The sequence below is a fragment of the Geomicrobium sp. JCM 19039 genome, assembly GCF_000698145.1.
Lineage (GTDB): Bacteria > Bacillota > Bacilli > Bacillales > Marinococcaceae > Geomicrobium_A.
This window is the reverse complement of the sequence record NZ_BAXB01000009.1, coordinates 22044-36947: the sequence shown is the minus strand read 5'-3', so window position 1 is coordinate 36947 and position 14904 is coordinate 22044. Positions and strand designations below refer to the sequence as shown.

Sequence of the window (14904 nt, the reverse complement as noted above, 5' to 3'; positions counted from 1 at the left end):
GAACCCTTCCTCTTTTTATTTCAGATCTGCAACGGTGTTTCCGATCCCGCCTTCGTTCATCCCACCATCTCGCGTACTCACTACGCTCGGATGTTTGGCTAGGTACGATTTTACACCTTTACGCAATGCTCCCGTCCCTTTTCCGTGAATGATGTGCACACGCGGGTACCCTGCAAGTACGGCTTCATCTAGATACTTCTCCAAACGCTGCAATGCATTTTCATACCGTTCACCACGAAGGTCAAGTTCAGGCTTTACTTGCGAACCGCTCGTGTTTACCCGAGTTACTGGACGAATCTCTTTCGCTTTTGGTTGCTCTGTTTTCTCAAGGTCTGAGGTTGAGACCGTCATTTTCATTATACCGATTTGGACGAGGTAGTCTTTGTCTCCAGACTTCTCAATCACCTGGCCTTTTTGTGAAAACCGGGGTACAAACACTTCTTCACCAGGAGTAAATGTGAACGCTTCTTGCGCTTTACGCTTCACTTGTTTTTGCTTTTTCGTAAGCGTTGGTGCCGCATCATCCAACCCTTTGCGCGCTTCAATCAATTCGTGTTCTTTCACCTGTACACCTTGTTTTTGGAGTTCTCGAAGCTCAGAAACAATTAATTCTGCTTCTTCTTTCGCTCTCGCCACTTCTTTGGCAGCCCGCTCTTCAGCCTCTTGAAGCACCTTCGCTTTTTCTGATTCCAAGTGAGAAAATGCTACGCTTAACTCCCCGTGAAGCTTTTCAGCTTCAAGACGAATGGTCTCTGCTTCTTTCATCGCGTTCTCTGCCTCTTGTTGCTGGTCTTCAAGCGAGGTGATCATCTGTTCTGCCTGTTTCGTATCGGCTTGTAATTCACTTTCCGCAGAAGTAATAATGTTCTCATCTAGCCGAGTCGTCTTGATATCGCAAACGCATTACTCCTGCCTGGGATGCCGATGAGTAATCGGTACGTCGGGCTAAGCGAGGCGACATCAAATTCGACACTCGCATTTAGCACGCCTTCGCGATTGTAAGCATAGCCCTTTAATTCCGTATAATGAGTAGTCGCAACCGTTCGCGCGCCACGGGCATGTACTTCATCTAAGATGGAAACAGCTAAAGCCGCACCTTCAGCCGGGTCGGTCCCTGCTCCTAGCTCGTCAAATAGTACGAGGCTTTCATGATCCACATTTCCCAGTATGCTTACGATGTTTGTCATGTGGGACGAAAAAGTACTTAAACTTTGCTCAATGGACTGCTCATCCCCGATGTCGGCATACACATTGGAGAACACCGATGCTTCTGCTTTTTCAGCTGTCGGTAAAAACAAACCTGACTGAGCCATAAGTGTGAGAAGTCCTGTCGTTTTGAGCGCAACGGTTTTCCCGCCTGTGTTCGGTCCTGTGATGACAAGCGACGTGTACTCATCGCCAAGTACAAGGTCTGTTGGAACGACCGAATCACCATCAAAAGCGGGTGTCTTGCTTCTGGATAGGACAGATAAAACCGCTCGTTTAATTTCGGCTTCACCGCAGTAATCTCATGACTGTACCGGGCTTTGGCAAACATGAAATCAATGCGCCCCAACTGCTCAACATTTTCAAGCAGCACGGCTTCATACACACCGACTTCACCGGTCAATTCTCTCAGAATTTTTTCGATTTCTTGCTTTTCTTTCATGCGTGCTTCTCGTAGTTGATTGTTCGCGTTTACGACCGATTGCGGTTCTACAAATACGGTCTGTCCCGATGAGGACTGATCATGCACCATGCCCCCGTAACTATGACGATATGCCGCTTTTACAGGAAGCACATAACGATCGTTCCTTACCGTGATCACCCGGTCAGACAATTTGGTGTCGGCGTCTTTCGCCCGAAGAAACTGTTCCAAGCGAGACCGCACGGTTGACTCTAATGTTCGGATTTGTTGTCTTGCGCTTCGCAATGCCGAACTTGCACTGTCTAGAACATGTCCATCTTCACCGATCGCTTGACGGAGCGTCTGTGCCAATTCTTTTAACGGAGCAATGTCCTCTACGACGGCCGTCATAATGGGTAATTTCAAATCTTCTTCTTCAGAGAGCAGACGTTCTGTAAATTGCCGAATGACGTTGCCTGATCGAATCGTCTCGGCGATTTCATTAAATGACTTTGCCTCAAGCACACTGCCAAGTGCCGCTCGCTTCACTTCGGAGCGAATATCGTGCAAGCCGCCGAGAGGGATGTGCCCACGATAACGAAGTACATGCACACCTTCATCCGTCTCATCCAACCATTCCGTCACTTCATGAAAATCTGCTGATGGCGTAAGCTCGGCGACTCGCTCTTTTCCTAAGGCAGAGCTCACATGCTCTGCCAAATGGTGTTTCAATTTATCGTATTCTAATGTCTTAAGCATATTCGGTTGTATGACTTTTCACCTCAATCATTCAAAAAGCGTTCGTTTATGACCCGTAAACTGCTGGAATTGCTCATATGTCCATGTATTCATGACTTGTTCTTTTTGGACGAATGCTTTGTTTAACGTTGCCACACCAATCTTCATATGATCCATCATTTCTTGGCGATGGGCATCCGTATTCACCGCAATCACAACGCCACTTGTGACTACCTTTTTTAGCTGCTCGGCTGATAAGTCCAAGCGATTAGGGTTTGCATTTAATTCTAGCGCTGTTCCTGTTTCCTTTGCTCTGGAGATGAGCCAATCAATATCCACTTCATAACCGCTTCGCTGACCGATTATTCTTCCCGTTGGTGGGCAATCATATGAACGAACGGATTGCGAAATGCCGCCTCAAGACGTTCATGGATTTGCTCTTTCGATTGCGAGAATGATGAATGGATTGACGCAATGACAAAATCTAACGTTTGTAATACATCATTATGAAAATCAAGTGTACCGTCAGGACGAATGTCCATTTCTGTTCCTTTTAACACTCGAATGCCTGATACGTGCTCATTCGCGTCTTTAATGTCTTCTGCTTGCCTCGCAAGACGTTCTTCATTCAGCCCGTTCGCTACTTGCAAAAACTTGGAATGGTCGGTAATGCAAATGTAATTGTACCCACGCTTTTTCGCATCTTCCGCCATTTCTTTCACGGAGTTTGCGCCATCGCTCCACACCGTGTGCATGTGCAAGTCACTTTGAATGTCCTCTAGCTGAATGTACGAATGACCGTGTCGAGACCGCTCGATCTCCCCACTTCCTTCTCTTGCTTCTGGTGGAATATACGTAAGACCAAAGTGCTCAAAAAACTGACGTTCATCTTTAAATTGCACTAAAGAACCAGCTGCATCCTGCTCCACACCGTATTCGTTGATTTTTTTCCCTTGATCTTTGGCGAGCTTTCTCATCAATAGATGATGATCTTTTGATCCTGTAAAGTGATGAAGGGCTGTTGCAAACGCTTCATCTTCGACTAATCGAAAATCGACGCCAATGCGATGTTTCTTCAGAAGAACAAACGACACTTTCGTATCTCCATCGGCAACAATCTCTTCAATGTCAGTAAGCGTTTTAAGTTGTTCACGTACCGATTGAGCGTCACTTGTACTAATGACGTAATCCACATCTTTCACTGTCTCTTTTATACGGCGTAGGCTGCCTGCACGTTCAAAACGAAGGATATGTGTAAACGTACGCAATTGCTCCTCAATTTCTTCAGCCACCGACAGCATGTCACTCACTGGCAAACGCTCAGGCCGTTTCCCAACTTCGTTTAACGCTTGGAGAATTTTCTCCTCTGTTTTTACTCCAAATCCTTGCAGTTCTCGAATTTGTTGCTTTTCACACGCTTCTTTTAACGAATCGGCATCCGTAATCCCTAACTCTTTGTAGAGCTTCCCGACTTTTTTTCCGCCTAGACTTTGTAATTGCAATAATGGCGGTAATCCTGCAGGAATGCTTTCTTTTAATTCATCCAATACGTCGGACTTCCCTGTATCTCGAAGCTGTTCAATAACGCTTGCCGTACCTTTACCGATTCCTGTTAGGCTCTCTGGCTTCTCAATTTCTAGTAATGTCCGCTCTTCTCTTTCTAAAGCAGCGGCTGCTTTACGGTAAGCCGATATTTTGAACGGATTTTCTCCGGCAATTTCCATATATGTCGCAATCGTCTCTAACGATTGTATGACGTTCTTTTTATCCAACGAAACAGCCTCCTGCTATTGAATTAGTCTACGTCCACCGGCGAAATCCATAGCTCTTGCAACCAGCCGGATAGGAACGGGGTATGATCAATGATTAATCGGGCAATGGATGAGTTGCCGATCGTTTGCTGCACGACATCAACAGGCAGCAACGCTGCAACGATGAGTAGTACAAACACGATAAGATATGCCTCAACGAATCCAAGTGCCCCACCGAGCAAGCGATTCACGGACCTGAGGACAGGTAAGTGACTAACAAAGTCGAGCATTGAAGCTAATATGTGGAGCAGTATTCTTGTCGCAAAGAACAATATCGCAAACGCAATGCCGTTATAATAAACCGCTTCAAAGTTAAATGCGGATATAAACATATTGCTTGGGTCATCTAAAAACTGTGGGTATGGGACCCACAAACGTAAGTATTCCGCAACGTCACTATAAAATAAGTAAGCGACGATTAATGAACCGAAAAAGCTTACAAGGTGAAACAACTGGAGAATAAACCCCCGTCTTAACCCAATAAAAAAGTTCGTCACTAAAATGAGTAGGATTAATACACTTAACATTCACTAGTCCTCGTCTTCAGCCGCGTCGGCTGATTCTTTTTTTGAGCTTTAATGTAGTCGTCTGCAATATTAACAGCGGCTAACACCGCAAGTCTCGATGTATCTAAAAAAGGATTTACTCTTTTCATTTCTTTCATTTTTTCGTCCACGTACTTTGACACATCGTTCACATGGTCTTCTGATTCTTCGCTAACAATGGTATATTGATGTCCATAAATCGACACAGTCGTTCGAGTTCTTCCGTTCATCACCGGTTCCTCCTATCCGTGACCACTCGCAATTGCTCTTTATCGCTATTCTCTCACACTCTAAACTTCATCATATCAAAATCAACTACATAAGAAAATCAATCCTCTAATATTCTCTACGAGTTATGGGGCAATTCGGTTACAAAAAAGAAGCAATCACGCCGTTTGTGACTGCTTCTCTTTCTTTACCCTCTTAATGAAGCCCCTAGTCTCGATTGGAGCTTGCTTACGATTTGCTCGTGAACGACTTGAATGTCTTCGTCAGTGAGCGTCTCTTCTTTATTTAAGAACGACAGCGCATACGCAAGCGACTTCTTGCCAGCTGGCAAATGCTCCCCTTCGTATACATCAAATAGTTCAACATCCCTTAACCACTTGCCGCCATTGTCTTCAATGGCCCGTTGTACTTCAGAAGCGGATATTTTTTCATCAACAACGATGGCAAGGTCTCGCCTTACACCTGGGAACTTCGGTAACGGATCGTATTTCATTACTGTATCTCGTTCTTTGAATAGCACATCAGCGTTCAGTTCGAACACGTACGTTGCCGCTAGCCCCCGCTCTTTCGAAACGGTCGGGTGAAGTTCACCGATAAACCCAATGAGCTCATCACCCATGAGAATTTCTGCACTCCGTCCAGGGTGCAAGCCAGCGAGCTCTGCTTTTTGGAATGTCCATTCATGGTGAACTCCTAGCTGTTTCGCTAACCCTTCGACGATTCCTTTAACGGCAAAGAAATCAACGCTCGTCGTTGTTTCTGCCAGCTAGACTCTCCGAATGCGCCCGTGAGTGCACCGGCGATTCGCAACTCTTCATGTGGAAGATTGTCATCTGGCGTTGGCAAGAAAACCGAACCCATTTCAAAGAACGCCACATTCGTTTGTTGACGGTTCTTATTGTACCCAACACTATCGAGAAGGTGGGGAATGAGACTACGGCGAAGCACTTGACGTTCTGCACTCATTGGCATGAGCACGCGTACATCCGCTGCTGTTTCCTTTAACATGAATTGTACAGACTTCGCTTCACTTGTCAGGGAGTACGTAATTGCTTCGTTCATGCCTGCCCCTTCTAAGAAACGCCGCGCTTTTCGTTTCAGTTTTTGGGTGTTCGTTAAGCTGCCACCCGTTCGTTCCCCTATAGGATAGGTGCTCGGGATATTGTCATAACCATGAATCCGAGCCACTTCTTCCATTAAGTCTTCTTCAATATTTAAATCAAGCCTTCTTGCAGGGATGATGACTCGCCAAGACTCGCCGAGTGACTCCACCGTGAATCCGAGACGATACAAAATCTGCTCAACTTCCTCAACATGTAAGCTCGTCCCGAGCCGTTGGTTTACTCGGCCTAAATTCACTTCAACCTCTTGTTGATATTGCGGCATCTCGCCCGACTCAACAATGCCATTTAACACCGAGCCTTCGGCATATCGTTCAAGAAGATACGCTGCCCGCTCTGCGGCTTCACTCGTGCCTTGGGGATTAATCCCCTTTTCAAATCGCATGCTAGACTCACTACGAAGACCGAGGCGTTTCGCGGTTTCGCGAACGTTCAACGCATCAAACTGAGCGGCTTCAAGGAGTATCGTCGTTGTGCTATCCACCACTTCAGATGAGGCACCACCCATGACACCCGCAAGCGCTACTGGATCTGTGCCGTTCGTTATGACCACATCGGTGCCTGCTAACACACGCTCTGCTTCATCAAGGGTAATCATTTTCTCTCCAGGCTTTGCTTTTCTCGTCACCACTTCATTTGTACCAAACCGATCGAAGTCAAACGCATGTAGGGGCTGACCGTATTCGAGCATTACATAGTTCGTAATATCAACAACATTATTCACCGGTCGCATTCCCGCACCAATTAAACGCATTTGCATCCATTTCGGCGATGGCCCAATCTTCAACTTTTGGACGACTTTTGCCCCGTAGTATGGTACATCTTCCCCGTTCTCCACAGTGACGCTGACAACGTCTGCGACGTTTTTGCGCACCGCGCCGTGTTCGATGTCCGGCACATGAATCGGGCGGTCCAAGATGGCGGATAGTTCATAAGCAACGCCGATGATGCTGAGCGCATCCGCACGATTCGGTGTTAGATCTAGCTCTAAAATAACGTCATTTAATCCTAAATAGTCAAGAGCGTCGCCGCCGGGTACCGCATCATTTCCAAGTTCAATAATTTGATCTTGTTCTTCTTTTGGAATCATATGATCGGCTACACCTAGCTCATCAAGGGCACAAATCATTCCTTCAGAAACTTCGCCACGAATTGTCGTTTTCTTAATTTCCACATCCCCTGGAAGAACGGCTCCAGGTTTCGCTACAACTACGTATTCTGCAGCAACAACGTTCGCAGCACCGCAAATAATTTGTGATGTTTCTCCCCCCGTATCGACTTGGCAAATCGTTAGTTTGTCTGCATCAGGGTGAGGGGTCGTTTCAATCACCTTACCGATCACCACGTGGTCAATGCCATCATGAAAACGATGGACATGGTCGACTTCTAATCCACCTCTAGTTAATAATTCGGCGACCTCTTCGGGGGTGATGTCTTTTAAATCTATATAATCATTTAACCATTGATAGGAAACGAGCATTGTCTCCTTCACCTACTTTCATCGCAATATTAAAGGTTTTTAAACTGTGATAGAAATCTCGTGTCATTCGTGTAGAAATGCCGGATATCATCAATTCCATATTTGAGCATCGCAAATCGCTCAACACCCATTCCGAAAGCAAAACCAGAATACACTTCTGGGTCAAACCCATTCATTTCCAACACTCTTGGGTGAACCATGCCTGCACCGAGTACTTCAATCCAGCCCGAATGTTTGCATACTCGGCACCCACTACCTCCACAGACGCCACAGTTCACATCAATCTCAGCTGAAGGCTCTGTAAACGGAAAATAGCTCGGACGCAAACGGATTAAGCGATCATTACCGAAATACTGCTTCACAAACGCGTCAAATACTCCTTTAAGGTCACTCATTCTTACGTTTTTATCGACATACAAACCTTCAATTTGCGTAAACTGGTGAGAATGCGTCGCATCGTCTTCATCACGTCGATACACTTTCCCAGGCTAACCTTGCGGATCGGCCCTTCCCCTTTTGCAGCTTGTAGCGTTCGCGCTTGTACCGGGGAGATGTGCGTCCTTAACAACGTGTCGTCGGTAATATAAAATGAATCTTGCATATCTCTTGCTGGATGGTCTGGTGGCAAGTTCATCATCTGGAAGTTGAAGTAATCCAATTCCACTTCAGGTCCTTCTGTCACTTCAAACCCTAATCCAATAAAAATATCTTCAATTTGCTCAACGACGGCCGTTAATGGATGCGTCGCTCCTTGTGTCAGTTTATGACCAGGCAAGGTGACGTCAATTTGCTCTTCCGTCAATTGCTCGCGCAGTTTTGCTTCTGCAAACAGCGCGAGCTTCTCATCAATCGCTTGTTGAATCATTTCTCGCACTTCATTGGCTTTTTGGCCGACGACTGGACGTTCCTCAGCTGAAAGTTTACCCATTCCCCTGAGCACTTCCGTAATCGGTCCCTTTTTCCCTAGGTAGGTAATGCGGACGTGTTCGAGCTGTTTTTGGTCCTCACTATTGGTTACGCCTGTAAGGGCTTCAACTTTCAGCTCTTCTAATCGTGTAATCATTCTCTTCCTCCTTGTCTTCACCGTTAATACAAAAAACCTTCGTCCCCCTAAAAAGGACGAAGGTTTCGCGGTACCACCCTTGTTACCGACTCATGCAAAGGCTTGAGTCAATCACTCGATCACTGGTAACGGCAGTAAACCGGGGCACCTTGTGACCGGTGCCAACTCCAGAGTGAATTCAGGTGAGCTTAAAGGGAAAGGCTTGCAGTCTTTGGCCCATCCTCCTAGACATCAGTGTTCACCGTACTACTCTCTATCAACGTGTTCGTGCATGTGTAATTTGTTTTTAGTATAGATGGTTTTCGCTAAGCTTGCAAGGGCTTCATCATGAACTTCTAAATTGACTGAAATCTACAGGTCTTTTTTCAATAAATGCATTCTTTCCTTCACAAAGGAAGCACCTCGTGGCAACCCTATAAATCATAAAACTCTATTCCTCTTTTAAGTTAGCAAAAGACGTTGTATGATATAAACACCACAAAGATCCTCTAGGACATTAACATCGCTAACAGCTGTCTCCCGATCACTCGGTATATCCTATGAATTTATGCGAATGTTTTAAATACATCGATTGATTTGTATTTTGATTAAAATTGAGGAGGGCGAGTCCTATGAATAAACATTGTGCAGCTTTATTTTTTCAAAACCAACGACTCACTCATCAACATACAACGTGTAACCTACGAGGTGTTATAAAAAAACTCGGTGGTATTCAATGTCAAAATATAGATACCCCTCTCCTGTCACTCAGGGCTAGAGGAATAGACCTCTCCTACGATGATTTAATGAACCATTACAAACATGAGAACATCGAACGTATTTGGACGATCCGAGGTACATTGCACACGATTGTTTCAGAAGATTGGCCGATTTATCAGAAGACATTCGAAAGCGAGTGGCTGCATCGCTGGAGTAAATATATGAAAAACCATATCGATAGCGATCTACAAGATCAACTAGAGAAATGGGCACTCGGAGTGCTTGAAGATGGTCCCAAGCTTGGAAAAGAACTCCTGGATAAAGCAAAAAGTACATTTGGTGATAAGGAATTCGTGAGATATGCCTTTAGTTCTTGGGGAGGAATATTAAAATCCTTATGTTATCAGAATAAAGTATGCCTAACCTTGAACGGTCATCATTTTATGTACATGTTGAGACGAGATTCCAATAGAAATGAAAGTACGCAGTTAAGTTCAGACGCGGCATTGAAAGTCATTTATGATCGTTATCGTGTAAGTTATGCACCTTTTACGATAAACGATTTCGTACATTGGAGCGGCACTACAGTGAAACGAACGAAAAACATCGTTCATGAAAGTTCATCTAACAAACAGCCGAGTTCAATTGAGAATAACAAAAGCGGGACAAACGTAAGAACCATTCCAAAATTCGACCCTTATGTAGTATCTCATAAAAACAAATTTTATATCGCCGAAGAGAATATACCTCGAATATATAAAAAAGCGGGTCATATTGAGGCCGCTATTCTCGATAACGGTGTAGTTGTTGGTTATTGGAAGAAAAAGAACAATCGCCTTGATGACTTTATGCTGTTTGACAACAATGAATGGCTTAAAGATCAGGTGATTCGTGAAGCCAAACGAATGAAGCTGTTAGATTCAACTGAGAAATAATTCTCAAAACGCCATGGTTGGATTTGCACCCGTCTCCGTTCCATACGCAACGCGCAGGCAAATCGACTGCAAACTTTCCGTCCACCATCATCATGATCGCGTGTGAAGTCAAGCCGTAATCACTTTTATGTGGTCTTCCACTGGGGACTATACGTCGCAAACTGCCTCCTCACTTTCTTTATGTAACGGTTCAGGTCTAAAAATAATGAATTTTGCTCGACCAATCGCCTGTCTTAAAAGGCGAGCTTCCCTCCTTTCTAACTGGACATCCACCTGTAATGCATCGACACATATCGTTGTGTCCATATGTATTTGTTGACTTCAAATACAACGTTGCACTCAGAGCCTTCACTACACTAAAAAATTCACTTTACGACCATTGATAAATGAGAATTCCTGCTGCAACCGCTACATTTAATGACTCGGCGTTACCGAAAATGGGGATGGTCACATTTTCATCGGTCCGCTCGAGCAAACGAAGTTGCACACCTGCTCCTTCGTTGCCTAAGACGAGAGCAAACCCTTCATTACTGGGAGTAACGGCACGGTAACTTTTTCCTTCCATCGCTGTACCTATAATTGTTTTGCCCTCTTCTCTAAATACGGTCATTTGCTCCTCAAGGTCTTTATATTGAATAGGAATATGAAAAATGGCTCCTTGCGAAGATCGAATCACTTTATCATTGTATGGGTCCACGGTGGCGTCACTTAACACAATTCCGGCCATACCTGCGGCTTCGGCTGTGCGGATCATTGTGCCTAGATTTCCAGGATCTTGAACACCATCAACAAGCAGAACATTTCCAGCTCTTGGCCTTGATGGATTTTGCATGATACAAACCGCCATCCATCCTTGAGACGTTTGCGTCGTGCCGATTGACTGCATCACCTCATCAGTGACATCTAAGATGTCTATGGAGTTGTCCATCCTAATCGGTTTGGCACTTTCAGCTTTAATAAGTAAGGATGCTTGATTTGCCGCTACTGCTTCTTCTACTAAATGTGGACCTTCCACGAGAAATTGTTGTTCTTTTTGTCGGTATTTCTTTTGCCATAATTTCTTAATTTGTTTCATTTTTGCATTGTTCACAGATGTGATCAACCGTCTCACTCCTCAACGATGTATAAGATGACCCTGATCACCTCATCCTATACTGAAGCTAGCTTAAAGTGAAGGAGGAAGAGTGATGGGATTGAATTTACGCCATGCCATCTTGGATAATGTGTCGGGTAGTGATGCTTCACAAATTGAAGCGACCATTACCGATGCGATCTCCAGTGGAGAAGAAAAAATGCTACCAGGTCTCGGTGTATTGTTTGAGGTTTATTGGAATGAAGCCGATGAAACCCAAAAGCAACAAGTGATTGACCAAATTAGCTCAGGAGTAAAATAAATGTGGAAAACACCCCAAAATGGGGTGTTTTATTTTTTACTTGAATGTGAGTGTTTTTACCGTTTCAGCGTCTAGCTTTTTAATGACTGAGACGATTAGCTTCGCAGCATTCTCAAAATCGTCTTGGTGGAGAATGCCGGCGTGCGTATGAATGTAACGCGTAGGAATACAAATTGATAGAGCAGGAACCCCGTTGGCCGTAAGTTGAATCGCACCTCCGTCAGTACCTCCAGCAGCCATCGCATCAAACTGATAAGGAATGTTCTCATCTTCTGCTGTATCGACAACGAGATCGCGAAGGCCTTTGTGAGAAATTAACGATGCATCGTAAACGAGAATTTGTGGACCTTTGCCAATTTCAGCTTGGGCATCGGATTTTGATACGCCTGGCGTATCACCCGCAATCCCCACATCTACTGAGAAACCAATGTCCGGTTCGATGGCTGCCGCTGAAGTTTTCGCACCACGAAGACCGACTTCCTCTTGCACAGTACCCACACCGTAAACTTCATTCGGATGATCTACATCTTTAAGTTGTTTGAGCACTTCAATGGCAAGCGCACAACCAATACGGTTATCCCATGCTTTTGCCATGAGCAACTTCTCATTGTTCATTACTGTGAAATCACAAATTGGGACAACGGAGTCCCCAGGCTTTACACCAAAAGATTCGGCTTCTTCTTTGCCTGAGGCACCGATATCAATAAACATATCTTTCTTATCGACCATCTTCTTTCGCTGTTCGGCTGGTAAAATGTGTGGTGGTTTGGAACCAATCACACCTACTACATTTCCTTTTTTTGTCATAATGTTCACGCGTTGTGCTAACATTACTTGCTCCCACCAGCCACCAAGTGGTTGGAACTTAATGAATCCTTTGTCGTCGATTTGTGTTACCATAAAACCAATCTCATCTAAATGTCCAGCGACCATTACTTTCGGTCCACCAGCCGTTCCCGTTTTCTTTGCGATTAAGCTACCAAGATTATCTGTTGTTACTTCATCAGCAAACGGCGTTATGTATTTTTGCATGACTTCACGAGATTCTCGTTCATTACCCGGAACACCGTTGGCATCCGTTAGATCTTTTAACATTTGTTGTGTATTAGTTAAATTCGCCATGAAAGAAGCCTCCTAGTTTTTTCACAATCTTTCTATAGTATACCTATAATCACGACTTCCCTCAATCCCTAGCGACCTTGAGGTTTGTTTTTTGTTCAGATGTGGAAAAGGTAATTAAAACTTTTCTCTTTACTTTTGAAACATTTCATCCGTTCTGGACGTACATTAGGTACTGACCATTGAGAAGAGGAGGGGCAATCGATGAATGTCATTTTCTTTCTATTTATAGCGATCGCATTCTTCATCCTCGTATACTCCGCTGTTCGATATATACGTGACCCAAAGCACCAGCTTGAGAAAGCTCATAATAAACAGCAACTTTATTTATATGATCACCAACAAGACGCTAGAAAAAACTTTCTTATTACGTATAAAGGTGTCATGTTTGAAGGCGAGAAATACATCGGTACAACAGATGACGGATTTGAAGTGGTGCGCATTTCGTTAGACCCTAAACGGATTGAGAACATTGAAGGTTTGCATTTTGAAGACTTTCAATTTATTGAAGCAGAGATCACCGATGTGTATCCACATGCCACCATCCAGTGGAGAAGCCCTGTGAAACAATTAATGAACAAGAAAAAGAAAGACCAAGTAGAAGCAAGCCATTAACGGCTTGCTTTTTTGATTGGACGAATTGTGAAAAAGACGATTATCACTTCCCAAACAGGGGATAGATAGCGCTGGATGATTTTCGAGAGGATATGATGCTTTCGCGTCAGTAAACTATAGGTGTTAAAGAAACCTGCAAATCAATCGATCGGACGATGATATAGAGGAAGAGAAACAGCATAACGAAGAGTACGAAGATGATGCCTGTGCAGGGGCGCGCATGTGTTTCGTGACTCATTATAGTGAGTATGTATTATAAGTTGGTGTCGATGATTATAAAGAAGAGTTAATCTATTACAATACAGCTCATAATCTTTCAACATTTAATTTGGAGAGATTCAATATTGCCTCTGAAGATTTATAATGGGTCGCAGGTTATTTAAATTTAATTGTAACATTTATTCAGGCACACCGTTTATATTTGCAGGAGGTAATAAGATGAAACGTTATGCACTTTTCGGTGTTGTTGCCCTGATACTCGTCGGATGTGGAACGGGAGAGACATCGTCAGATGATGTAGCACAAGCACCGTGGCTTTCGTACGACCTCATTACCCCCGTTGTTAACGTTGCATACACGACAACACCGGATGAGTATGTCGACGAAGCCGATTACGTTCTTCATATTACGGTAAGCGAAACTTTTGAAGAACGAAAATCTGAAATTTCTTATCATACTGACAGCCTGAAGATGGAATAGAGGAATTTTTCACCGAAACCGAAGTGGAAGTGCTAAATGTATTAGACAATCGTTCGGAGAATGATATTGCTGTAGGGGACAATCTCCACGTTCGCGAACCATATGTGCTCGAGGGCGATCGAATTCTTCACTTGCTTGATTCACACGCCCCGTTGCAAGCAGAAAGCGAGTACATTCTTTTATTAGAAGACAGCGATGTCACGCTCGGCACCTGGACGACATTCAACGTTGACGGTTCCGACCCTTATAATTTTCTGTTTCATCCGGATGAGAGGGAACGTCTAGCTGAACGTTTAGCGTACCATGATCCAGATGACGTTGTGGAGGCCTATGAAACGTTAATGGCGAAGAGTGAGTCGCATGCGTATTACGCGGAGCAACTTGCGGATCGTATTGATACAAAACTTGACATCTACGAACAGTTGCGAAATCGTTACAGCTGGTAGGGCTAGGGCTGTTCGGCGAACAATTATCTCTAGAAAATAAGAGTAAGGGTACTCAAAATATGCCTTTACTTTTTCTGGCTCTTACACATGAGAAACTACGTTTTGTTGAGCCCATCGTCATTGAATTTACTATGTTTAAAAAAGAGCGACTGACTATCAGTAGTGCGATTTTGAGGAGTGGAGACCCCGAGCATGGAAGCCGTATTTTCGTCGATGCTTATTATTCATGGAATCGGGGAAGTAATAAGAATCCTATCTGCGCGAGTTTTATTACTGAAAATGAAATTGGAGGATTCTTTCTTGTTCATCATTGGGACGGAAGACCACTCAAGAGACTTTTGAACATGAGCCGTTACGCATCCATTGACAAATTAACATGATAAGTGTTGCTAAATTGTAAGATTG

At 44.2% G+C, this 14904-nt stretch carries 9 protein-coding genes and 5 pseudogenes; 5 read left to right on the top strand and 9 right to left on the bottom strand.

The genetic code is table 11. The annotated features are described in order from the left end of the window. Positions 1-15: 15 nt before the first annotated feature. From JCM19039_RS10430 to pheS, 6 genes and pseudogenes are all read right to left on the bottom strand, one after another. Positions 16-2377: pseudogene (locus JCM19039_RS10430) on the bottom strand (endonuclease MutS2). Positions 2378-2392: 15 nt separating this feature from the next. Further along, a pseudogene (polX, locus tag JCM19039_RS10425) lies at positions 2393-4068 on the bottom strand (DNA polymerase/3'-5' exonuclease PolX). A gap of 71 nt (positions 4069-4139) precedes the next feature. Then, positions 4140-4682, bottom strand: a complete 543-nt coding sequence (locus tag JCM19039_RS10420) for a CvpA family protein (protein WP_042426859.1) — start codon at positions 4680-4682, stop codon at positions 4140-4142. Further along, on the bottom strand, positions 4676-4930 hold the full coding sequence (gene zapA, locus JCM19039_RS10415) for a cell division protein ZapA (protein WP_052398695.1): 255 nt from the start codon (positions 4928-4930) through the stop codon (positions 4676-4678). Before zapA ends, JCM19039_RS10420 begins: the two co-directional genes overlap by 7 nt. 185 nt (positions 4931-5115) lie before the next feature. Then, positions 5116-7529: pseudogene (gene pheT, locus JCM19039_RS10410) on the bottom strand (phenylalanine--tRNA ligase subunit beta). A 29-nt stretch (positions 7530-7558) separates the two neighbouring features. Then, positions 7559-8592: pseudogene (gene pheS, locus JCM19039_RS10405) on the bottom strand (phenylalanine--tRNA ligase subunit alpha). Positions 8593-9203: 611 nt separating this feature from the next. Between pheS and JCM19039_RS10400 the strand changes: the two are divergent. After that, on the top strand, positions 9204-10226 hold the full coding sequence (locus JCM19039_RS10400; protein ID WP_042426854.1) for a DNA glycosylase AlkZ-like family protein: 1023 nt from the start codon (positions 9204-9206) through the stop codon (positions 10224-10226). A gap of 370 nt (positions 10227-10596) precedes the next feature. Here the strand turns inward: JCM19039_RS10400 and JCM19039_RS10395 are convergent, their stop codons facing one another. Beyond that, positions 10597-11328, bottom strand: a complete 732-nt coding sequence (locus tag JCM19039_RS10395) for an RNA methyltransferase (RefSeq protein WP_052398694.1) — start codon at positions 11326-11328, stop codon at positions 10597-10599. A gap of 85 nt (positions 11329-11413) precedes the next feature. On the opposite strand from JCM19039_RS10395, the gene sspI reads away from it, so the two are divergent. Beyond that, positions 11414-11620 carry a small acid-soluble spore protein SspI gene (sspI, locus tag JCM19039_RS10390; RefSeq protein ID WP_042398645.1) on the top strand — a complete coding sequence of 69 codons (207 nt, stop codon included), beginning with the start codon at positions 11414-11416 and terminating at the stop codon, positions 11618-11620. 36 nt (positions 11621-11656) lie between these two features. On the opposite strand, the gene JCM19039_RS10385 is transcribed toward sspI, so the two are convergent. Then, entirely contained in the window at positions 11657-12742 is a 1086-nt protein-coding gene (locus tag JCM19039_RS10385; protein WP_042426852.1) for a M42 family metallopeptidase, read from the bottom strand. Between the two features lie 201 nt (positions 12743-12943). Here JCM19039_RS10385 and JCM19039_RS10380 point away from each other — a divergent pair, with 201 nt between their 5' ends. Next, a complete protein-coding gene (locus tag JCM19039_RS10380) occupies positions 12944-13354 on the top strand; it encodes a hypothetical protein (RefSeq protein WP_042426849.1) in 411 nt (136 codons plus the stop codon). 29 nt (positions 13355-13383) lie between these two features. Here the strand turns inward: JCM19039_RS10380 and JCM19039_RS25460 are convergent. Beyond that, positions 13384-13535: pseudogene (locus JCM19039_RS25460) on the bottom strand (cytochrome d ubiquinol oxidase subunit II); the annotation flags it as partial. A 257-nt stretch (positions 13536-13792) separates the two neighbouring features. Between JCM19039_RS25460 and JCM19039_RS10375 the strand changes: the two are divergent. Continuing rightward, on the top strand, positions 13793-14053 hold the full coding sequence (locus JCM19039_RS10375; protein WP_042426846.1) for a hypothetical protein: 261 nt from the start codon (positions 13793-13795) through the stop codon (positions 14051-14053). A gap of 29 nt (positions 14054-14082) precedes the next feature. Then, positions 14083-14499, top strand: a complete 417-nt coding sequence (locus tag JCM19039_RS10370; protein ID WP_152550172.1) for a hypothetical protein — start codon at positions 14083-14085, stop codon at positions 14497-14499. The last annotated feature ends 405 nt before the right edge of the window (positions 14500-14904 follow it).

What these genes read in the sequence shown, in the direction of transcription:
- JCM19039_RS10400 (WP_042426854.1), top strand. Translation starts at nt 9,204, where the DNA reads ATGAATAAACATTGTGCAGCTTTATTTTTTCAAAACCAACGACTCACT.
- zapA (WP_052398695.1), bottom strand. Translation starts at nt 4,930, where the DNA reads ATGAACGGAAGAACTCGAACGACTGTGTCGATTTATGGACATCAATAT.
- JCM19039_RS10375 (WP_042426846.1), top strand. Translation starts at nt 13,793, where the DNA reads ATGAAACGTTATGCACTTTTCGGTGTTGTTGCCCTGATACTCGTCGGA.
- JCM19039_RS10420 (WP_042426859.1), bottom strand. Translation starts at nt 4,682, where the DNA reads ATGTTAAGTGTATTAATCCTACTCATTTTAGTGACGAACTTTTTTATT.
- JCM19039_RS10385 (WP_042426852.1), bottom strand. Translation starts at nt 12,742, where the DNA reads ATGGCGAATTTAACTAATACACAACAAATGTTAAAAGATCTAACGGAT.
- JCM19039_RS10380 (WP_042426849.1), top strand. Translation starts at nt 12,944, where the DNA reads ATGAATGTCATTTTCTTTCTATTTATAGCGATCGCATTCTTCATCCTC.
- sspI (WP_042398645.1), top strand. Translation starts at nt 11,414, where the DNA reads ATGGGATTGAATTTACGCCATGCCATCTTGGATAATGTGTCGGGTAGT.